Raw genomic sequence first — 20,886 nt, 5'->3', positions numbered from 1 at the left:
GAGTTCGCCGTGCCTGAATCAACGCAAAGCGGGTCGCTGACCTACCGACGTTTTACCCCCGACGACATCCCCGCCGCCCACGGTCTGTCGACGGCCGTAGGGTGGCCGCACCGGCCCGAGGACTGGCGCTTCGCTGCCGAGGCCGGCGGCGGCTTCGTCGCGGAACAGGCCGGCGCCGTGATCGGCACGGCGCTGTGCTGGAAGTTCGGCGCGGACCGCGCGACACTCGGCCTCGTGATCGTGTCGCCGGAACATCAGGGACACGGCATCGGCGCAAAGCTGATGCAACTGGTGCTCGAAGAAACCGGCAGCCGCGTCACCTTCCTGCACGCGACGCCGGCAGGCATGCCGCTCTACGAGAAGCTCGGCTTCCGGGCGTGCGGCGCGCTCGACCAACACCAGGGCGCGGTGTTCCAGCCACCGCTCGTGTCGCTGCCGGCCGGCGAACGGTTGCGCCCGCTCGGCATCAACGACACGCCGCGACTGACTGCGCTGGCCGCATCTGCAAGCGGCCTCGACCGCGATGCGATGCTGTCTGCGCTGCTGCAAAGTGCGGATGGCATTGCGCTCGACCGTGACGGCGAACTGCTCGGCTTCTCGCTGTTCCGGCGTTTTGGGCGCGGTTATGCAATCGGCCCCGTGATCGCGGCCGATTCGCCGGATTCGAGCCGCGCGAAGGCGCTGATCCGCCACTGGCTGGCGCTCAACGAAGGCGTGTTTGTCCGCATCGACGTGCCCGCCGGGAGCGGGCTGACCGACTGGCTGATCGGGCTAGGCATCCCGCGTGTCGATACGGTGGTGAAGATGGTCCGCAACGACGACCCGGCGCGCCACGAAGGGCCGCCGGACGATCGCCTTCTCCAGTTCGGCATCGTCAACCAGGCGATGATGTAGGAACGCCACGCACATGACCTTCCTCTACAAAGCCGACCCGGTTCGCGGCGCGCAATGGGCCGCGCGCTTCGCACAGCTCGCCCCCGACCTGCCGTTCCGCATCTGGCCCGACGTCGGCGATCCAGCCGCCATCCGCTATCTCGCCGCCTGGCAACCCGACGATCTCGCGCAAACGCTCCCGAATCTGGAGATCGTGTTCTCGGTGGGGGCGGGCGTCGACCAGTTCGACATGACGCGCGTACCCGATCATTTGCCGATCGTGCGGATGATCGAGCCCGGCATCGTCGACGGCATGGTTGAATACGTGACCGAAGCCGTGCTCGCGGTTCATCGCGATCTGTTCGACTACGCGCTCCAGCAGCGTGAACGCATCTGGAAGCCGCTGCCGGTGCGCACTGCGGCGACGCGCCGGGTTGGCGTGCTCGGGCTCGGCATGCTCGGCACGGCCGTGCTGGAGCGGCTGCGATCCTTCGGCTTTGCATGCGCGGGGTGGAGTCGCTCGCCGCGTGAGCTCGATGGCGTGCGATGCTTCGCTGGCGAAGCAACGCTCGATGCATTTCTCGCGCACACCGACGTGCTGATCTGCCTGCTGCCGCTCACCGATGCGACGCGCAGCCTGCTCGGCAAACGCGTGTTCGATGCACTGCCCACGGGGGCGTCGCTGGTTCATGTCGGACGCGGCCCGCAACTGGTGACGGCCGATCTGCTCGACGCGCTCGAACGCGGCCAGTTGCGCAACGCGATACTCGACGTGACCGATCCGGAACCGCTGCCCGCCACTCATCCGTTATGGGACCACCCGCGCGTGCGCATCACGCCGCACGTCGCGAGCGCGACGCAGCCCGACACCGCGGTCGATGCCGTACTCGACAATCTGCGCCGCCATCGCGCAGGCGAGCCGATGCGGGGCACGATCGACCGCAGGCGCGGTTATTGAGTGCTGGCGAGCATCTCACAGCGAAAACATGCTGTGCACGCGCCGCCGTACAGACAAGGCTTTTAAACGCATGCAGCAGAAGATGCTGCCCACGGGCCTCAAAACGCGACGCCTGCGCTTTTTCGCGCTTTCTTTGACGAAGCGACCGATACGGGTGAATGGGTAGTATGGATTGGTCAACAGCCACCCTGACGAGATACCCGACATGTCACATCAATCGCTCATCGAAGCCGACCGCAAGCATCTGGTCCACCCCGTCATCAACTATCGCGCACATGAAGCGCGCGGTGTCACCGTACTCGAATCCGGACATGGCGCCTATCTGCGCGACATCGACGGCAACGAGTTGCTCGACGCGTTCTCGGGGCTCTGGTGCGTCAATACCGGCTATGGCCAGGAAAGCATCGTCAAGGTGGCGACCGAGCAGATGATGCGCCTGCCCTATGCGACCAGCTATTTCCATTTCGCTTCGGAACCGGCGATCCGGCTCGCCGAAAAACTCGTGTCGCTCGCACCGGCTTCATTGCAGCATGTGTATTTCACGCTCGGCGGCTCGGATGCGGTCGACTCGGCGCTGCGGTTCATCACGCATTACTACAATGCAAGCGGTCGCCACAACAAGAAGCATATGATCGCGCTGCAACGCGGCTATCACGGCTCGTCGTCGGTCGGCGCCGGCTTGACGGCATTGCCCGCGTTCCATCGGAACTTCGATTTGCCGCTGCCGCATCAGCACCATTTGCCGTCGCCTTATGCTTACCGTCAAGCGAACGGGACTGATTCGCAGGCGCTGATCGCGTCGTCGGTGGCGGCGCTCGAAGCGAAGGTGGCGGCGCTCGGCGCGGAGAACGTCGCCGCGTTCTTCTGCGAACCGATTCAGGGATCGGGCGGCGTGATCGTGCCGCCGGTCGGCTGGCTCAAAGCCATGCGTGATGCGTGCCGCCGTCTCGACATTCTGTTCGTCGCCGACGAAGTCATTACCGGCTTCGGCCGCACCGGCCCGCTGTTCGCCTGCGAAGGCGAACAGGTGAAACCCGATCTGATGACCGTCGCGAAGGGGCTGACCGCAGGCTACGCGCCGATGGGCGCGGTGTTCATGTCGGACGAAATTTATCAGGTGATTGCCGGCGACGCCGGCGACACCGCGATCGTGGGTCACGGTCACACGTATTCGGCGCATCCGGTGAGTGCTGCAATCGGTCTCGAAGTCATGCGCCTCTATCATGAAGGCGGTCTGCTCGCGAACGGCAAGGCCATGGCTCCGCACTTCGCGGCAGGTCTCGACGCGCTGCTGGAGCATCCGCTGGTCGGCGATTCGCGGCACCGTGGGTTGCTCGGCGCGCTCGAACTCGTGTCGGACAAGGACAGCAAGCAAGGCTTCAATGCGGCGCTCAAACTGTCGGAGCGCATCGCCACAGCCGCGTATCGCAACCGCCTTGTGTTCCGTGCTTTCGGCGACAACATCCTCGGCTTTGCGCCCGCGCTGTGTTATACGGAGGCCGAATTTGCGCTGTTGTTCGAACGCCTGAAACGGACGCTCGACGACGTGCTGAACGAGGCCGAAGTCCGCGCCGCGCTTCGCGGGGCCAGCCGCGAAGCGGCATAACTTCGTGATAACATCGCCCTGCCCGATCGGAACAATCTTCGATCGTCAGACAGAATTAGAGCCATGAGCAGCGACTGCAAACTCGACCGCATTGATCTGCGTATTCTTTCGCAACTGCAGAAGAAAGGCCGTATTACGAACGTCGAACTGGCCGACGCTGTGGGACTGTCGCCGAGTCCCTGTCTGATCCGCGTCAAACGGCTGGAGAAGGCCGGTTATATCGTCGGTTACGGCGCGCAGATCCAGCTCGAAAAACTCGGCGACGTGCAGATCGTCTTCACCGAAGTCACCCTTGCGGATCACCGCCGCGAAGACTTCATCAAGTTCGTCGCCGCGATTCGCGACATCGACGAAATCGTCGAGTGCCATCTGGCAAGCGGTGGCTACGATTATCTGCTGAAGTTCGTCACGCGCAGCGTCGGTCATTATCAGAGTATTGTCGAAGGGCTGCTGGAGCGCGACATCGGCATTGAAAAGTATTTCAGCTATGTGATCATCAAGACGCCTTTCATCAAGACGCATTACCCGCTCGAAACGCTCTTCCCGCCGAATCAGCATTAAAGCGTTTTTTCCGATTTTCAATGCGGACGTTGGCGCGGCCCATGCGCCACGTCAATGCCGACTCCGCTTTCTTCCTGACCCTCTCCGCTCTCTTTCAACGCGTTCGCGACACGCGGTTCGAGCTGCATTCTGTTCGCGTGCGTTTTTCAGAATACATGCCGCGTCGGCGCGCCAAATGCAGATTTATCTGCGGTGAATGCCCACATAGAATGAGTCTCAAAGCTTGGCGCGTGCACGGCGCGCACGCTCACTAAGGAGAGACTTGCTATGACCCGCAGTTATCGCGTTGCCGTCATTCCCGGCGACGGCATCGGCGTGGAAGTGATGCCCGAAGGTTTGCGCGTGCTGGATGCGGCGTGCCGGCGCTTTGGTATCCAGATCGACTATCGACATATCGAATGGGCCAGTTGCGATTACTACGCGCAACATGGCCAGATGATGCCCGAGGACTGGAAAGCGCAACTCGACGGCTGCGACGCGATTCTGTTCGGCGCCGTGGGTTGGCCCGACAAGGTGCCCGACCACGTTTCGCTGTGGGGCTCGTTGCTGAAATTTCGCCGCGAATTCGACCAGTACATCAATCTGCGCCCTGCTCGTCTCTTCGACGGCGTGCCGTCGCCGCTCGCGGGGCGCCGCCCTGGTGACATCGACTTCATGATCGTGCGGGAGAATACCGAAGGCGAATATTCGTCGGTAGGCGGCAAGATGTATGAAGGCACGGAACGCGAAATCGTCATGCAGCAAGCGATTTTCTCGCGTCACGGCACCGACCGCGTGCTGAAGTTCGCGTTCGATCTGGCCGCGCGCCGCGAGAAGAAGATCACGGTGGCAACCAAGAGCAATGGCATTTCGATCAGCATGCCGTGGTGGGACTCGCGCGCCGCCGAAATGGCCGCGCGCTACCCCGATGTCACGTGGGACAAACAGCATATCGACATTCTCTGTGCGCGTTTCGTACTGAGTCCCGACCGCTTCGACGTGGTGGTCGCGTCCAATCTTTTTGGCGACATCCTGTCGGATCTCGGTCCTGCCTGCACGGGCACGATCGGCATCGCGCCGTCGGGAAACCTCAATCCGGAACGCACGTTCCCGTCGCTGTTCGAACCGGTCCACGGGTCCGCGCCGGATATCGCCGGAAAGGGTATCGCCAATCCCGTCGCGATGATCTGGTCGGCGGCGATGATGCTCGACTTCCTCGGCAACGGCGAAGGTGCGGAGCGCGCCGCGCACGATGCGATGCTCGAGGCCATCGTGCAGGTGCTCAAGGAAGGGCCGCACACGGGTGATCTCGGTGGCAACGCATCGACGAGCGAAGTCGGCAAAGCGGTCGCCGCGCAGCTCACGGAACGTATCGGCACGACAGCCATCGGTTGACATTGTGACTAGCAGAGGAGTCGATCATGACACTGGAAGAGCAGGCCGCCGCGTTGATTCGCACGGACAATTTCATCGACGGTGAATGGGTGCCCGCGCAAAGCGGCCGGCGCTTCGCCGTCACGGATCCCGCCACCGGCAAGCTGATCGCGGACGTCCCCGACAGCGGGCCATCCGACGCCCGCGCCGCCGCCGATGCCGCCGCCCGCGCGCTGCCGGCATGGCGCGCATGTTTGCCGAAAGAACGTGCTGACGTGCTGCATCGCTGGCACGCGCTGATCCTCGAGCATCTGGACGCGCTCGGCGCGCTGATCTCGCTCGAACAGGGCAAGCCGCTCGCCGAAGCCCGCGGCGAAGTCGCCTATGGCGCGTCGTACGTCGCGTGGTTCGCTGACGAAGCGACACGCATTTACGGCGATCTGATCCCGCAGCAGCAGCGCGGCAAACGGATGAGCGCGATCAAGGAGCCGATCGGGGTCGTGGCGGCCATTACGCCGTGGAATTTCCCTCTCGCGATGATCGCGCGCAAGATCGCCCCTGCGCTCGCGGCCGGCTGCACGGTCGTCGCCAAGCCGGCCGAAGATACACCGCTCACTGCACTGACGCTCGTTCATCTCGCGCACGAAGCCGGCGTACCCAATGGTGTGCTGAACCTGATCACGGCCTCACGGGAATCGACCGTCGAAGCCGTGGCGGACTGGCTCGCCGATGGGCGCGTGCGCAAGATCACCTTTACGGGCTCGACGCCGGTCGGCAAACAGCTGGCGCGTGAATCGGCGGCTACGCTCAAGAAGTTGTCGCTGGAACTCGGCGGCAATGCGCCGTTCATCGTCTTCGAAGACGCCGATCTCGATGCCGCCGTCACTGGCCTGCTGGCCGCCAAATTCCGCAATGGCGGGCAGACCTGCGTGTGCCCGAACCGTGTGTATGTGCAGTCAGGCGTGTATGAGCGCTTTGCGGACATGCTCTGCGCACGCGTGTCCGAACTGCGCGTCGGTCCCGCCAGCCATCCCGCTTCGCAGATCGGCCCGATGATCAATGGTCGTGCCGTCGACAAGATCGCGCGCCATGTCGAGGACGCCGTGGCGCGCGGCGCAACCGTGTTGACGGGCGGCAGGCGCCTGCCCGAGCTTGGGCCCAACTACTTCGCGCCCACCGTGCTTAGCGACGCGAGTTCGCCGATGGCGCTGTGCAGCGAGGAAACCTTCGGTCCCGTCGTTCCGCTATTTCGCTTCGATACCGAACAGCAGGCGGTCGATGCGTCGAACGATACGCCGTTCGGCCTCGCGTCCTATTTCTACAGCCAGGATCTGCGGCGCATTGAACGCGTTTCTCACGCACTCGAAGCCGGCATTGTCGGGATCAATGAAGGGGCGCTCGCATCGGAAGCGGCGCCATTCGGCGGCGTGAAGGAATCCGGCTATGGCCGCGAAGGCTCGAAGTACGGTCTCGACGATTACCTGTCGATCAAATACCTCTGCCAGGGCGGTCTCGACTGAGTGTTTGCGGACGGCGCCAGGTACGCGGCGCTTCGCCCCGGATCGCATCGGACTCAATCAACACAGGAATACGCTACGTGAAAGTACAGCAGATCAAACAGACCGTCGAACTCGGCGGACTCGAAGACTGGGGCACCGCTTCTCTTCCCGGTGAGGAAGGGGTACACGTCTCGGGCAAGCAGTACGTGATTGCCGGGACCGAGGCAATCGACACCGGTGTGTTCGAATGCTCGCCCGGCACCTATCGGCGCAAGGTCAAACAGGCGGAAGTCATGCATCTCCTGTCCGGCTCGGGATCGTTCACACCCGACGGGGAACCCACGGTCCACTTTCGCGGCGGCGATACGATGTTCTTCGAGGCCAACACGGAAGGCCTGTGGCAAGTGGACGAAACGATGCGAAAGGTCTACGTCATTCTGTGAAGGAAGGCGGCTCAATGAAGCGACTCGAGCGTGGGCCTTCCGGTGCGCGATGCCCATCCATCTCAGTCCGGCACGGGCTCTTCAATGTCGATATCGAGCAGCGCTGAGCTCACCGACTTGCCGTGCGCGTCGAGCGCCAGCGACCGTGTCACGCCGCCGCCGAGCGCGTGGCCCAGCACGAAATTGAACGCGCCGAGAAGCGGCAGTTCATAGCGCACGACATCGCCTTTCACCACATCGGCGAGATGTGCCTTGACGCGCTCGGGCGTCAAAGCTTCGCGCAGATGCGCATAGTGCGTCGGGTCGAAGCAAATGACCGACGCGTTCAGCGTGTTGCCCTTGTCTCCGGTACGGCTGTGCGCGAGTTCACGCAACTTCATCGTGGGCCTCCACGAATTCAAAAGCAGGTTTCACATGTTCGCGCGCGAGCAGCACGGACTGCACGGCGATGACTTCGCGCGTCATTTTCGTTACACCGCCGCCCGCTGCCGGGCCGTTGGTGTAGAGCGTTTCCACTTCGTTGCCGATACGCGTCGCTTCGTTTGCGTCAAGTGTGCGCCCCGCTACGCGCAAGCGGACTTCGGCAGCATCTTCGCTGTTGCTCGCGAATGCCTCGCCGTAGAGCGCGTTCACCCCGATCATGTCGAAGCGCAACTCACTCGCATGGACGCCAGTGATCGCGAGACGCTCGCGCACGATATCGCGCGCGAGACGTGCGCGTGCGACTGCGCCCGGTCCGCCATAGGATATCTGCCCTTCGCCGATATACCCGTCGACGTAGGCGACGGAGACTTTCAGCGTATCCGTGCGCGCATTGCCGCGTCCGCCCCAAACGCGCACGCGGTCCTGTGCTTCCTGCTTCACTTGTACTGCGGTGAAATCGGCGACCACATCCGGCTGATAGTAACGCGCCGGATCGTGAATCTCATAGAGCAGCTGTTCCTTGCACGTCGCCTCGGTCACGGCACCGCCTGCATGCGGCACCTTCGTCACGACAATGGAGCCGTCGGCGGCCACCTCGCCAATCGGAAAACCGAGCCGCGCTGGATTGCCGACGTCCTTATAGCCGGGGTCGGCGAAGTACCCGCCCGTCACCTGTCCCGCGCATTCGAGCAGATGCCCTACGACGGTTGCCTGCCCAAGGGTGGTCCAGTCGTCCATCTTCCAGCCGAATTCGTGAATGAGCGGCGCCGTGAAGAGGGACGGGTCCGCGACACGTCCTGTCAGCACGATGTCCGCACCCGCGGCAAGCGCATCGACGATCGGCCCCGCGCCGAGATACGCGTTCGCGGAGACGAGGCGCGGCGCATAAGCGCTCACCTTGTCGCCGGATTCCTCGAAACGCAGATCCGAGCGCAGGACGACATCGAGCACGTCGTCGCCGGTGACCGCAGCGATTTTCAGCCCGTGCAACCCGAGTTCGCGCGCGATCTCCGCGGTCTTTCTCGCGGCCGCGCGCGGATTGGCCGCGCCCATGTTCGAAATGATGCGCACGCCGTTTCTCGCCGCGACCGGTAGCACCGCGCGCATACGCGTTTCGAGCAGCGGGTCGTAGCCGAGGCCGCGGTCGATGCGGCGCGCCTGTTGCGCGATGGCAATCGTGCGTTCGGCGAGGCATTCGAACACGAGATAGTCGAGCGCGCCGTGTTCCGCGAGCTCGACGGCGGGTTCGATGCGGTCGCCTGAATAGCCTGCGCCCGCACCGAGTCTGATCGTGTGTTTCATGACGTCGTCCGGTATGGATTAAAGCGGAAACACGCCCAGCACGACGCACGTGATCGTCATGACGATCGATGCGCCGAACAGCAGCGGGAACGTAAACTTCTGATGATCCGCCAGATCGATGCCGCACAAGCCGACGACCAGAAAGGTGGCCGGCGTGAGCGGACTCACGGGAAAGCCGGTTGTCATCTGACCGAGCAGGGCCGCCTGACCGACATGCACTGCTGGCACCCCGAGCTGTGACGCGACTTCGGCGATCACCGGTAGCACACCGAAATAAAACGAATCAGGGTCGAATAGCATTGAAAGCGGCATTGACAAAAGGCCCAGCGCGACCGGAATGTGTCCGGCCATCGCGGGGGGCACGTGTCCGACGGCCGCCTGCGCCATCGCCTTCAGCATGCCGCTGCCCTGCATGACGCCGGTGAACACGCCCGCCGCTAGAAGAATGCCCGCCATCATGAGCGCAGCGCGCGCGTGCGCATCGATGCGTTTCCTCTGCATGTCGACGTTCGGATAATTCACGATCAACGCGATGCACAGTCCGACCATGAACATGATCGCGGGCGGAATTTTCTCGCCCATCACGACCATCGTGCCGAGAACGACGATCGTCAGAATGATGTTGAACCAGAAGTTCCCCGGACGACGCAGCGCCTGCTCCTCGGCGCTCAGTTCACGCGTGGGAACGGGAATCGCGCCGCTCGCGCTCGAATAGCCGAGACGCTTTTCTTCACGGCGCCCGAGCCACCAGGCCATGCCGAACACGAACACAAGGCCGACCGCCTGCACCGGAATCAGCGGGTTGAAGAGCGCCGAAATGCGCAGGTGCAATGACGCGGACGCGCGGATCATGGGCCCGGTCCACGGCAGGAAGTTAATGCCCGCCGCCATCGATACAGCTGCCGCGAGCACGCGCCTGTCCATGTTCAGGCGATCGTAGAGCGGCAGCATCGCCGGGATGGTGACGAGGAAACACACGGCGCCGGAGCCGTCAAGATGGATCAGAAGCGCGAGCAGCGTCGTGCCCATGACAATGCGCGTCGGTTTCGTGCCGACGGCGCGCAGGATGCGGTCGATGATCGGATCGAGCGTGCCTGCGTCGGTGATCGTGCCAAAATAGAGAATCGCGAAGACAAACATGCCTACAACCGGCGCAAGGCTCTTTAATCCGTCGATGACGAACCTGCTCGTCGACAGGCCGAAGCCGCCGATCAGTGACGCTGCGATCGGCACGAGGATCAGCGCCACGAGCGGCGACATGCGCTTGGAAAGAATTGCCCCTAGCAGGACGAGGATGGTCGACAGACCGAGCAGCGGCAGCATCAACTTGTCTCCGGATATTGTCTTTTAATAGGGCCGAGAGTAAGTTTGGTGCGGCGATAATGCAATTGAAATGATTTGATCGTAGCTATCACGAACCGTAATGGATCTGAATCTTCGCGATATCCGCGCGCTCGTCGCGGTGGCTGAAGCGGGTAGCTTCACGCGCGCGGCGCAGCGGCTGCACCTGTCGCAGCCCGCGCTCACCGTACAAATACGCAGACTGGAGGAGGCGGTCGGCGCGCGGCTCTTTGATCGCAATAGCCGCAACGTCGCGCTGACGCCGAACGGGCGCGAACTGCTACCACTCCTTCGCAAGTCCCTGCGCGACATGGAGACGGTGCTGCGCGATGCGCGCGCGATGGGTACAGGCGAAAGCGGCACGATCCGGATCGCCTGCCTGCCGACCTTTGCAGCGAGCGCGTTGCCCGAGTTGATCAACGCCATGAAGCGCGACGTGCCGCGCGTCGTTTTCCAGATCCACGATGTCGTGGCCAGTACCGTCAACGCGCTCGTGCGCGAAGAAGAAGCGGATATCGGCCTCACCGGCGGTGAAGTGCTCGACCCGGCGCTCGAAGTCCTGCATGCGGGAGTGGACCGGCTTGTCGCCGTGTGTCCGCAGGCTCACCCTCTCGCCAAAAAGCGTCGCATCGGTCTGGACGAACTGGCGCGCTTACCGCTCGTACTCACGGCGCCGGGTACGAGCGTGCGCGCAGTCGTCGATGCAGCGCTCAGCAAATCGAGCCAGCCGCTCGACATCGCGTGCGAACCCACCTACATGATGACTGCTGTCGCGATGGTGCGCGCCGGTCTGGGTGTAACCATCCTGCCAGCGACCGCGCGCGAGGTGCACGCCGAAGCGGGGCTTGCTGTAAAGAAGATCGACGACCCGGCGTTCGTGCGCTCGATTGCCATCGTGAAGAAAAGAGGCAGAACCTTGTCGGCCGTCTCCGATAACTTCGTCCAACGAATGCGTCGGAGTGTGAGGACGCGGTGAGCTTGTCGCATGTATCCGATCGGTCTCTGCCCGGGGTAATTGGCCTGGAAGATCGTGACTATCTGGATGCCACGTCGATAACGACCTTGCCAAAGTGACCCGCCTGCTCGAGGTAGCGATACGCCGACTGCGCGTCGTCGAACTCAAATACACGGTCGACAACCGGTTTGATGCGCGACTGGGCGATGGCGCGCGTCGCATCTGCCAGATTCGCAGTCGATCCTGTCTGGCTACCCACGATCCGCAGTGTCTTCAGCATGACGGGAAGCACCGGAAACGACACGTCCATGCCGCTAATGAACCCGAGCGTAAAAATCGTGCCCCCGATGGCCGCCACGTTAATGGAGCGCCGGAACGTATCGGGGCCAATGGTTTCCACCACCAGATCCGCTCCGCGACCTCCGGTTGCTGCGAGCATCGCTTCGTCCCACGCCGGCGTGGTCCGGTAGTTGATCAGTTCGTCCGCGCCCAATGCTCGCGCCCGCTCCAGTTTTTCAGGAGACGATGACGTGATCAACACGCGCGCACCCGCCGCTTTGGCTAGCTGCAGTGCGAAGAGGCTCACACCGCCCGTGCCGAGCAGCGCGACTGTCGTGCCTGGGCGAATCGATCCCGCCACGAGCGCGTTCCAGGCCGTCGTGGCGGCAATCGGCAGGCAGGCGGCTTCGCGATACGACATCGACAGCGGGATGCGCACGAGCGCGGTCGTCGGCACGACGGCGTACCCGGCGAGGGAGCCGGGCATCGATACGCCACGGATTCGCTTGCCGGCCTCAGTCGTGTAGCGCCCTGCGGACCAGTCGACAAACGTGCCCACGACCACCCGCTCGCCGACCTCCCAGCCCTCGACGCGCTCGCCCAACGCGGCGATCTCGCCGGCACCGTCGGTGCCTGGTATGAACCCGGGCGCAACATCGCCAAAGCGACCGCGCGCCACAGCCAGATCCAGATAATTCAGACTCGCTGCATGCAGTCGGACGAGTACTTCACCGCAGCGCGGCACTGGCTGCTGCATGTCGATGCGCTGCAACCGGTAGTCCTCACCTGCCATCAGATTAAAGGCTTGCATGGTGTTCTCCTTTGAATGGGGTGGAACCATGCTACCTATCCTGAGACGCTACAATCGATGCGCCAGACACAACATTGCTGCATGAGGTGCATGAATGGATAGCCTACAGGCCGATCAGACAAACGCGTTCCTCGCCGTGCTCGAAACGGGCAGCTTCACGGCGGCGGGCCGCAAGCTCGGCCGCGATGGGTCGGTGATCTCGCGTCGTGTCGCGGCGCTCGAAACGCGGCTGGGCATCCGGCTGCTCGAACGCTCGACGAGACGCGTTTCCGCAACCGAAGCGGGCGCGCGCTTACGGGCACGGATCGGCGAGGCATACGGAATACTGCGGCGGGCGGAGGACGAAGCACGGTCGATGGCCGAGACGCCGACGGGTCTGCTGCGCATCAGTGTGCCGGCCGGATTCGGCCGTCGGTGGGTGGCGCCGCGGCTACCTGAGTTCCTGGCACGCTATCCGGCACTTGAAGTGGAGTGCAGCCTCAGCGACAGGTACGTCGACCTCATTGCGGAGCGCTACGACGTGGGTGTGCGGATCGGCAAACTTGAAGACAGCCGTCTGATCGCAAAGCCGCTCCTGACCATGCAACGTCTGCTCTGCGCGTCGCCCGAATGGGTCCGCAGCCACGGGCGCCCCACCCATCCGCGGGATCTCGCGCATAAGTCGTGTATCGGGTTCACACCGCTGCACACCTGGCCGACATGGCACCTGCATCGTCGCGGCGAGCATCACGCGGTCCGCATCCAGGCACAGCTCGCGACCGATGACGTGGATACGATGGTCCATGCGGCCACGGCCGGTGCGGGCATCATGCTCGGCGCGGACTGGCTGGTCGGCCCCGAACTGTGCCAGGGGAAGCTGGTGCGTGTCCTCCCCCAATGGACCGTGTCGGAGAACGAGAAACTGAGCATTGTGCGTGCGTCGCGCAGAAACGAGCCCGCGAAAACGCGGGCGTTCGTTGACTGGTTGAGTGCACTGTTTCAGCAACCACCGTGGACGGACGTGGTTAGGTCAATCGGGACGCGGAAAGCCGACTAGTGTGATTCATCACCCGAGCGACGAAGTACCGGCCGCATGTCTGGCCAATCCGAGTAGCCGGTCGAATCTCCCCCGTACCAGTATTCTTTCGGCGCGTCGGCAAGTGGCGCGCCGACGCGCAGCCGGTCAACCAGATCCGGGTTCGCAATGAACGGCCGTCCCATACTGAAGAGGTCCGCGTCGCCTGCCGCCAGCGTTCTTTCGGCAAGCTCCAGTGTGTACTGGTTGTTGGCGATGTATGCGCCGTCAAACTGTTTGCGTAGTGCGGCAAAACTGACGCCGCTATCCGTTTCTCGGCTCAGTTGCGTCACGCCTTCTATGTCATGGATATACAACAGCTTCAGCTCCGACAACGCCCGCACATAAGCACCGAACACAGTCATAGGATCGCTGTCGACAGGCGTTTCCCCCGGCGCCGTTGTGACCGGTGAGATGCGAATGCCGACGCGCTCGTTGCCCCAGACTTCGAGCACCGCCTTGACTACCGAAAGTGGAAAACGCAGACGGTTCTCGACCGAGCCGCCGTACTCATCCGTCCGCTGATTGGTGCTGTCGCGAATGAACTGTTCGAGCAGATAGTTGTTGGCCGAGTGGATCTCAACGCCGTCGAAACCCGCGCGCTTCGCATTCTTCGCGGCATGGCGATAATCGTCGACGATACCGGGGATTTCATCCGCACGCAGCGCGCGAGGCGTGACAAATTCCTTCATGCCGTCGTGAACGCGTATCTCACCGCCCGGCTTGATCGCTGAAGGTGCAACGGGTAACGCGCCGTCATGCATGTCCGGGTGAGAGATCCGCCCCGTGTGCCACAACTGCAGAAAAATCTTGCCTTCACGGCGATGGACCGCTTCGGTCACGCGCGTCCACGCGGCGACCTGGGCCTCGGTCCAGATCCCCGGTGTGCGGGGATAGCCGCGCGCCTGCGCGGAGATATTGGTGGCTTCGGTAACGATAAGGCCGGCGCCTGCGCGCTGCGCGTAGTAATCGGCTGCGTAGTCGGGCGGCACGCCCGCGTCGTCGGCCCGGCTGCGCGTCATCGGCGCCATCACGATGCGGTTCTTGAGTTGCAGGTTGCCCACCGTCACCGGTTGAAGTATTGGACTTACGGATGAATGGTTCATATTTCGGATGACTAATTGAAAGTTTAAAAAGTCTTGCGTGTCGGGTTCGATGTGAAGAGAATCAGTCGACCGTGCGCGCCCAAACCGCCTGAGCGTTGGTGAACTCCCGCAAACCGAAGTGCGACAGTTCCCGACCATATCCGCTCTTCTTGACCCCACCGACAGGAATGCGCGGGTTGGAGGCCGAGAAGCCGTTGATAAACACGCCACCCGTTTCCAGCCGACGGGCGATGCGTTGAGCACGGGCCACATCGCTCGTCCACAGGCTGCCACCCAGTCCGTAATCGCTCGTATTGGCAAGTTCGATGGCGTGCTCCGCGTTGTCGGCCACGGTGATCGCAGCGACCGGGCCGAAGGTCTCCTCGTCGAACGCGGCCATTCCCGGGACCACATCCGCGAGCACGGTCGGTTCGTAATAATTGCCTGCGCCCGCAACCTTGTTGCCGCCGAGCAGCAGCGTGGCACCGGCTTCGATCGTGCGCTCCACCTGACTGTGCAGTTCATCGCGCAGATCGGCACGCGCCATCGGCCCGATCGTGCTCGCCGGGTCGAGAGGATCGCCGGCGCTCACCTCGCGCGCGGCTTCGACGAACTTGCGGGTGAACTCGTCCGCAACCGGACGCTCCACGATGAATCGCTTCGCAGCAAGACATACTTGCCCCGCGTTCTGGAAGCGCGCCTCGATTGCGGCCTTTACAGCGAGGTCCACGTTCGCGTCAGCCAGCACGATGAAGGCGTCGGCGCCGCCCAGTTCCAGCAGCGTTTTCTTGAGCGCCTTGCCTGCCGTCGAGGCGACCGCCGAGCCCGCGCGCATGCTGCCGGTCAACGTAATCGCGGCAACACGCGGATCTTCGATCACGTGCGCAACGGTGTCGTTATCCGCATTCAGATTGGCGAACAGACCGACCGGAAAACCGGCCGCTTCGTAAGCGTCCTGAAGCGCGTACGCCGACCCCATGACATTGGCCGCGTGCTTGAGGATGAATCCATTGCCTGACAGCATGATCGGGCCCGAGGCGCGAATGACCTGCCATAGCGGAAAATTCCACGGCATGACGGCGAGGACCGAGCCGATCGGCAGGTACGAGACATAGACTTCGTCATCGCCGTCGACGGGCGCGGCTTCGTCTGCCAGCAACGCGGGGCCGTTCGCTGCAATCCAGTCGATAGCCGCCGCGCACTTCTCGACTTCGGCCCGTGCGGCACTGAGCGTCTTGCCCATCTCGGTCGTAATCAGCGCGGCCAACGCCTCCGACCGGTCCCTCAAAACCGTCGCGAGTCGGCGGTACGTCACGACGCGCTCCGGCATCGGCGTGGCGCGCCACAGGCGGAAGGCCGCGGCATTCCTGTCGAGCATGCGCTCGATTTCGTCGGCCGTCTGAAAAGCGTAGTGGGCGATGAGTTCGCCCGTGGCGGGGTTACGCGAAGTTGCGCCGCTGGTAACGGGGGTGCTGAGATTCGACATGTTTGCCTCGGTGACGTGAAGAGCAATGGGAAAGTTGCTGCACTGGCGTCACTTTAAGCACGTCAAACCGGCCCAGGAAGGCGTCTTGTCATCCTATTAGTGGCAGTCACTGCCGACACTGCCTGCGATGTCTGTTCCGCCTGAGTCGCCGGCCGTCAGTCGCGGGAGATAGGTGACGAGCGACAGATCCGGCCTGCCCGCCGGCGTCAGCGCGACGTACGTGAATTCGACGTAACCGCCTGAAGGATGACGAAGCCGTTTGTCGCCCTCATCGAAGCCTTTTACGTCAGTGTCCTGCCACCAGTCGCGGAATTCCGCACTGAGCCCGGTCAGCTCGCTGACGAGGCTGTCGAACGGAGCTTTGTCCGGTGCCTGGGCGCGCGCCGCGCGAAACGCCGAGATCATGCCTCGTGTCATCTGTTCCCAGTCGAGAATCAGCGTACGGTAGGGCTTGTAAAGGAATAGCAAACGCAATGTATTGCGCTCGTGCGGCTCGAGCGATCCATAGTCGACGAAAAGATCGGCGATCGCGTCGTTCCACACAAGGATGTCGAGACGCGTATTGCGTACGTAGGCCGGGACGTTGATCGACTGCACGAGTAGTTCGAGTCCTTCGCTGACGCCGCTTCCGGTCGCGACCTGCGAATGCTCGCGCGCCGACAGCGCGAACAGGTGCGCGGATTCGACGGCATCGAGCTTGAACACGGCCGACAATCTGCGCAGCGCGTCGGCGGATGGCTGGATGTCGCGACCCTGCTCGAGCCATGTGTACCAGCTCACGCTGACCCCGGCGAGCACGGCGACTTCTTCACGCCGCAGACCCGACGTGCGGCGGGCGCCTTCGGGTAGACCGAAATCGGCGGGCTGCAGGCGAGCGCGGCGGCTGGACAGAAAGTTGCCGAGTTCGCGTCGTTGTTCAGGAGAGGGTCGTCTGGACATGTTCAAATCAGCTAATAAGAGGGTTGTCTGCTGCCGACAATAGGCGTTTTCGCCCGCTCGCGAAGCCGTGAACCGGCATGGGTACACAGCGGTTCACCTGCTTCGGCTCGCGCATCGAGAACCCCGCGAGGAGCGAACAACGCTTCACGCCGCCAAAGCACTGCCGATCACAATTCCCAGCATTTCGCGAGTCGTAGCGAGCGCGGTGTCGAACGGTCGACCCGAGCGCTCTATCTTTGCCATCACGCTCGCGCCCAACCACAGCGAGTAGAGCGACTCCGCAACCTGCCGGAATGGCCTCGCCGTTAGAACGGACCCCTCTGCCACGCCGTGCTCGATCGCGACCGACAACCGCGCGATCACTCCGGACGTACCCCGCTCCAGCGCTTCACGCATCGGCTCGGACAAGTCGGACACTTCGGCGCCAAGCTTGACGGCGAGACAACGTCCCTGAAAATCGAATGCGAGCTGGTGCTCGCGCCAGCCTGCCCAGTAAACCATGAGCTTTTCCGCCATTGAAAGCCCGTGCTTCGAGAACAGAACATCCATATCCTCGTGATAAGCCCGGAAATACTCGGACAGCAATGCTTCGCCGAACGCATCCTTGGAGGAGAAGAAATAATAAAACGATCCTTTGGGAACGCCTGCTCCCTTCAGGATCTCCATGATTCCCACTGCGGAAAAACCTCGGCGACTCATACATTGCTGCCCCATTGCAAGAATGTCTGATCGCGTATCGCGTACTACTGTTGTCTTTCCCATTCTCGTTCCTCCAGCAGCCCTGACTCGCGGCGGCGGCGAGCAGACTCGGCGCTTGCGTCACTGTACTTTCTCGTAGACCGATCGTCTACCATGTAATAAATCGATTACTACAGGAACTTGCCTGCGTCGCCCCGAGGTATCGCCTGTGACTGGCAGTCATAGGATCACAAGACGCCTTTCTGAGCCCTTAGCGTGCGGATAAGCTAGGATCACTGAAGCGACATTGACTTACGCTTCCGGCAAATGTGATCCGTGAAACGTGAAGTAGCCGACCGGTCTACACAGCATGTTTTCGTAGAAGACCGGCTCGATACCGTCGCATCGGATTTCCCGCGTCCCACCATTCTTTGGAGAAAGTGATGAACGTACTGATGGTTCTCACCTCGCATGACCAACTCGGCAACACTGGCCGCAAAACCGGCTTCTGGCTGGAAGAGCTTGCCGCGCCCTACTATGCGTTCAAGGACGCAGGCGCAAACATTGTTCTGGCGTCGCCGAAGGGTGGCCAGCCGCCGCTCGATCCCAAGAGCAATGAGCCGGCAAACCAGACCGACCTTACCCGCCGCTTCGAGAAGGATGCGCAGGCGGTGGCCGAACTGGCAAGCACTGTGCGCCTCGACAGCGTGTCGGCTGACGACTTCGACGCCGTTTTCTACCCCGGCGGCCACGGTCCGCTATGGGACCTGGCCGTCGACCCGACGTCGATCCAGTTGATCCAGTCGTTCATCGCCGCGGGCAAGCCCACGGCGCTCGTGTGCCATGCCCCCGGCGTGCTGCGAAACACAGTCGACGCGAAAGGCCGGCCCCTCGTGGAGGGCAAGAAAGTGACCGGGTTTGCGAATTCGGAAGAAGAAGCAGTCGGACTGACCGATGTCGTGCCGTTCCTCGTCGAAGACATGCTGAAGGCGAACGGTGGCATTTACTCAAAAGGTGAAGACTGGGCGCCCTACGTTGTCGTGGACGGCCTGTTGATCACCGGTCAGAACCCTGCATCCTCCGCTCCCGCTGCTGCCCGTCTGCTTGCGCATCCAGCGCTGGCCGGCAACGCGTAGCACGCCCAGGCGGCGCCTGATCGCTCGCGATGCGGCCACCCACCTCATAGCTGGCTGCTACCGCCAGCGTGCCAGCGCGGGTCTTATCGCGAGCGAGGGCACGCGGATCGAACGCCGCGTGCAGCGCTAAGTATGGATTCGGGGAATGTATAGCAACCGCGCAGCCCGGCGGCCGGCACAAGGCGACCGACGCCGCCCGTGCCGCCGCTGGCGTCATGTTTGCGCAGTTGTGGTGTGGGATCGGCTTTAAATCGGCCGGGTCGAAGCCGATCCTCACTTGCGGGCAAGTTGCGCCGCATTTTTAACCGCCTCCTAGAACTTCTCCCAGTCGCCGGCGCTGCTCATCGCGTCAGTCACTGCCAGTCGAGGTTCTTCGGTAACCTTTCGTTCAGTAGCCGTACTGAACCTGGAAAGTGCGGCTGGCGTACCCTTTTCCGCAAGCTTCATCGGCTTCGAGACAGCCGGTGTCGTCCGTGTGGTCACCGTCGGTTTCTTCACGGAAGGGACGGCCGGCGACTCGCTTTCGACCGAGAACGTTGAAACGGCCGACCTCAATCCAACGGCCTGTTCTTCAAGTGACTGCGCAGCAGCGGCCGCCTCTTCCACGAGAGCGGCATTCTGTTGCGTGACCTCGTCCATCTGGACGACCGCACGGTTCACCTGTTCAATACCCGTGCTCTGCTCTTCGGACGCAGCAGCGATCCCGCTGACGATGCTGGAGACTTCCTTGATGGACCGATCCACCTCGTCCATCCTGACGCCCACTTCGCGGGCGCGCTGCGAGCCGTCGGCAACCTTCGCGACCGACTCTTCGATGAGCGCCTTGATCTCTTTCGCAGCAGACGAGGATCGCTGCGCCAGCGTGCGCACCTCACCTGCCACAACCGCAAAGCCTCGCCCTTGATCGCCCGCTCGTGCGGCCTCGACGGCCGCGTTAAGCGCCAGAATATTGGTCTGAAACGCAATGCCTTCGATCAGGGTGGTGATCTCCGAGATCTTCGCCGAGCTGTCGCTGATATCGCCAATGGTCGCGACCATTCCTTGCACTGCATCCCGTCCTTTGCCCGCGACATGGCTGGCGCGTTCGGCTAGCTCATTCGCCTGACGCGCGTTGTCGGCATTCTGGCGGACTGTCTGGGTCAGCTCTGTCATGCTGGACGCGGTCTCCTCCAGCGAGGCCGCCTGTTCCTCGGTACGCGCTGAGAGGTCAATGTTGCCCGCCGCAATTTCGGCGGTGGCCGTTGTGATCGATTCGGCCGAGCGCTTGATGTGACCGACGGTAGCTGCGAGATTTTCCCGCATGGTGCTGAGCGCAAACAGCAAGCTCGAATGGTCGTTACTGCGAACATTCGCTGGCGTGCGGAGATCACCCGCTGCAATGCGTTTGCAGACTTCTTTCGCATATTCGGGCTCTCCGCCGAGGTCGCGAAGCACCAGACGGATGACGAAGGCCATCAACCCGCTAAGCAAGAGTCCAACAACGACCACGGCGCCGAGCGAGCGCGCCAGCTTCGCGCGGAATGCGTCGTCGATATCGTCCAGGTACGCGCCGGTATAGACGTGCCACTCCCAGCCAGGCAGCACCCCGGAAACGGTCATTTTTCGCACCGGGGTACTCGCGCCGGGCTTGGGCCACTTGTAGTACGACACATGCGTGCCATCCGTGTCGGACTTCACGATGTTCACCACGATGCGGTTTCCATCGACGTCCGTCAGGCCACTGACATCCGTGTTTTCAAGCGAGGGTTTGGTCGGCAGCAACAACTGTACAGCGTTGGAATTGGTCACCGACATGTAGCCGCTTGTACCGTACCTGAAATCTCTCAGTGCAGCGATCGCCTCGCGTTCACCTTCTTCACTGGTCAGCTTTCCCGCCGCTACCCGCTGCTGAAAGTGCGCTGCAACGCTAATGGCAGCCTGTACCTGTTCCGCGAGCGACTGCTGGCGAGCGTCGAGCATGTCGCGGCGCTCCGAGAAGGCGTTCAAGCTGGCAAGCACGCCGAGCGCCACCCACACGAAGCCGACTGTCATCCACAGTTTTCGGCTCATTGTAAACTTCGACTTCATTCCTGACATTCCCATTCGGAAGTGAAGCGACGGCCTG

Annotated in this window: 19 protein-coding genes; 10 read left to right on the top strand and 9 right to left on the bottom strand. The window is 62.6% G+C overall.

What is annotated here, in order from left to right; genetic code table 11:
• The first annotated feature begins 9 nt into the window (after positions 1-9).
• From AAGS40_RS25560 to AAGS40_RS25530, 7 genes are all read left to right on the top strand, one after another.
• On the top strand, positions 10-894 hold the full coding sequence (locus AAGS40_RS25560) for a GNAT family N-acetyltransferase (protein WP_345817247.1): 885 nt from the start codon (positions 10-12) through the stop codon (positions 892-894).
• A 13-nt stretch (positions 895-907) separates the two neighbouring features.
• Positions 908-1,831: a glyoxylate/hydroxypyruvate reductase A gene (locus AAGS40_RS25555; RefSeq protein ID WP_345817246.1), complete on the top strand. Its 924-nt coding sequence runs from the start codon at positions 908-910 to the stop codon at positions 1,829-1,831.
• 205 nt (positions 1,832-2,036) lie between these two features.
• A complete protein-coding gene (locus AAGS40_RS25550; RefSeq protein ID WP_345817245.1) occupies positions 2,037-3,437 on the top strand; it encodes an aspartate aminotransferase family protein in 1,401 nt (466 codons plus the stop codon).
• Between the two features lie 63 nt (positions 3,438-3,500).
• The gene (locus AAGS40_RS25545; protein WP_345817244.1) at positions 3,501-3,998 is read left to right on the top strand and encodes a winged helix-turn-helix transcriptional regulator; all 498 of its coding nucleotides are present in this window, start codon (positions 3,501-3,503) and stop codon (positions 3,996-3,998) included.
• A gap of 267 nt (positions 3,999-4,265) precedes the next feature.
• Positions 4,266-5,372 (top strand): tartrate dehydrogenase, encoded by a 1,107-nt coding sequence (locus AAGS40_RS25540; protein ID WP_345817243.1) that lies wholly within the window; start codon positions 4,266-4,268, stop codon positions 5,370-5,372.
• Between the two features lie 26 nt (positions 5,373-5,398).
• Positions 5,399-6,871 (top strand): NAD-dependent succinate-semialdehyde dehydrogenase, encoded by a 1,473-nt coding sequence (locus AAGS40_RS25535; RefSeq protein WP_345817242.1) that lies wholly within the window; start codon positions 5,399-5,401, stop codon positions 6,869-6,871.
• 77 nt (positions 6,872-6,948) lie between these two features.
• Positions 6,949-7,293, top strand: a complete 345-nt coding sequence (locus AAGS40_RS25530) for a cupin domain-containing protein (RefSeq protein WP_345817241.1) — start codon at positions 6,949-6,951, stop codon at positions 7,291-7,293.
• 62 nt (positions 7,294-7,355) lie between these two features.
• On the opposite strand, the gene AAGS40_RS25525 is transcribed toward AAGS40_RS25530, so the two are convergent.
• From AAGS40_RS25525 to AAGS40_RS25515, 3 genes are read right to left on the bottom strand one after another with little or no spacing between them, the layout of a single operon-like run.
• Positions 7,356-7,673, bottom strand: a complete 318-nt coding sequence (locus tag AAGS40_RS25525) for a hypothetical protein (protein ID WP_345817240.1) — start codon at positions 7,671-7,673, stop codon at positions 7,356-7,358.
• On the bottom strand, positions 7,660-9,018 hold the full coding sequence (locus tag AAGS40_RS25520; protein ID WP_345817239.1) for an acyclic terpene utilization AtuA family protein: 1,359 nt from the start codon (positions 9,016-9,018) through the stop codon (positions 7,660-7,662). Before AAGS40_RS25520 ends, AAGS40_RS25525 begins: the two co-directional genes overlap by 14 nt.
• A gap of 18 nt (positions 9,019-9,036) precedes the next feature.
• Positions 9,037-10,341: a citrate:proton symporter gene (locus tag AAGS40_RS25515; protein ID WP_345817238.1), complete on the bottom strand. Its 1,305-nt coding sequence runs from the start codon at positions 10,339-10,341 to the stop codon at positions 9,037-9,039.
• Between the two features lie 100 nt (positions 10,342-10,441).
• Here AAGS40_RS25515 and AAGS40_RS25510 point away from each other — a divergent pair, with 100 nt between their 5' ends.
• On the top strand, positions 10,442-11,335 hold the full coding sequence (locus AAGS40_RS25510) for a LysR family transcriptional regulator (RefSeq protein ID WP_345817237.1): 894 nt from the start codon (positions 10,442-10,444) through the stop codon (positions 11,333-11,335).
• A 58-nt stretch (positions 11,336-11,393) separates the two neighbouring features.
• On the opposite strand, the gene AAGS40_RS25505 is transcribed toward AAGS40_RS25510, so the two are convergent.
• The gene (locus AAGS40_RS25505; protein WP_345817236.1) at positions 11,394-12,404 is read right to left on the bottom strand and encodes an NAD(P)-dependent alcohol dehydrogenase; all 1,011 of its coding nucleotides are present in this window, start codon (positions 12,402-12,404) and stop codon (positions 11,394-11,396) included.
• A gap of 94 nt (positions 12,405-12,498) precedes the next feature.
• On the opposite strand from AAGS40_RS25505, the gene AAGS40_RS25500 reads away from it, so the two are divergent.
• Positions 12,499-13,440: a LysR family transcriptional regulator gene (locus AAGS40_RS25500; protein ID WP_345817235.1), complete on the top strand. Its 942-nt coding sequence runs from the start codon at positions 12,499-12,501 to the stop codon at positions 13,438-13,440.
• Here AAGS40_RS25500 and AAGS40_RS25495 read toward each other — a convergent pair.
• The 4 genes from AAGS40_RS25495 to AAGS40_RS25480 all read right to left on the bottom strand — a co-directional run bounded on the left by AAGS40_RS25495 (position 13,437) and on the right by AAGS40_RS25480 (position 17,634).
• Positions 13,437-14,564, bottom strand: coding sequence for an alkene reductase (locus AAGS40_RS25495; protein ID WP_345817234.1), 1,128 nt, complete (start codon positions 14,562-14,564; stop codon positions 13,437-13,439). The two genes, AAGS40_RS25500 and AAGS40_RS25495, sit on opposite strands and share 4 nt — an antisense overlap.
• 61 nt (positions 14,565-14,625) lie before the next feature.
• Positions 14,626-16,029, bottom strand: a complete 1,404-nt coding sequence (locus tag AAGS40_RS25490; RefSeq protein ID WP_345817233.1) for an NAD-dependent succinate-semialdehyde dehydrogenase — start codon at positions 16,027-16,029, stop codon at positions 14,626-14,628.
• Positions 16,030-16,125: 96 nt separating this feature from the next.
• Positions 16,126-16,968, bottom strand: a complete 843-nt coding sequence (locus AAGS40_RS25485) for a helix-turn-helix transcriptional regulator (protein WP_345817232.1) — start codon at positions 16,966-16,968, stop codon at positions 16,126-16,128.
• A 144-nt stretch (positions 16,969-17,112) separates the two neighbouring features.
• Complete coding sequence (locus AAGS40_RS25480; protein ID WP_345817231.1) at positions 17,113-17,634, bottom strand: TetR family transcriptional regulator C-terminal domain-containing protein; 522 nt, start codon at positions 17,632-17,634, stop codon at positions 17,113-17,115.
• Between the two features lie 455 nt (positions 17,635-18,089).
• Between AAGS40_RS25480 and AAGS40_RS25475 the strand changes: the two genes are divergently transcribed.
• Positions 18,090-18,782, top strand: coding sequence for a type 1 glutamine amidotransferase domain-containing protein (locus AAGS40_RS25475; RefSeq protein WP_345817230.1), 693 nt, complete (start codon positions 18,090-18,092; stop codon positions 18,780-18,782).
• Between the two features lie 312 nt (positions 18,783-19,094).
• Here AAGS40_RS25475 and AAGS40_RS25470 read toward each other — a convergent pair whose 3' ends face one another.
• Positions 19,095-20,831, bottom strand: coding sequence for a methyl-accepting chemotaxis protein (locus AAGS40_RS25470; protein WP_345817229.1), 1,737 nt, complete (start codon positions 20,829-20,831; stop codon positions 19,095-19,097).
• Between the last annotated feature and the right edge of the window lie 55 nt (positions 20,832-20,886).

Origin of the sequence: Paraburkholderia sp. PREW-6R (assembly GCF_039621805.1) — a bacterium.
In the GTDB taxonomy this organism is placed as follows: Bacteria; Pseudomonadota; Gammaproteobacteria; order Burkholderiales; family Burkholderiaceae; genus Paraburkholderia.
The sequence above is the reverse complement of the archived record's forward strand: the minus strand, read 5'-3'. Positions and strand labels throughout refer to the sequence as shown.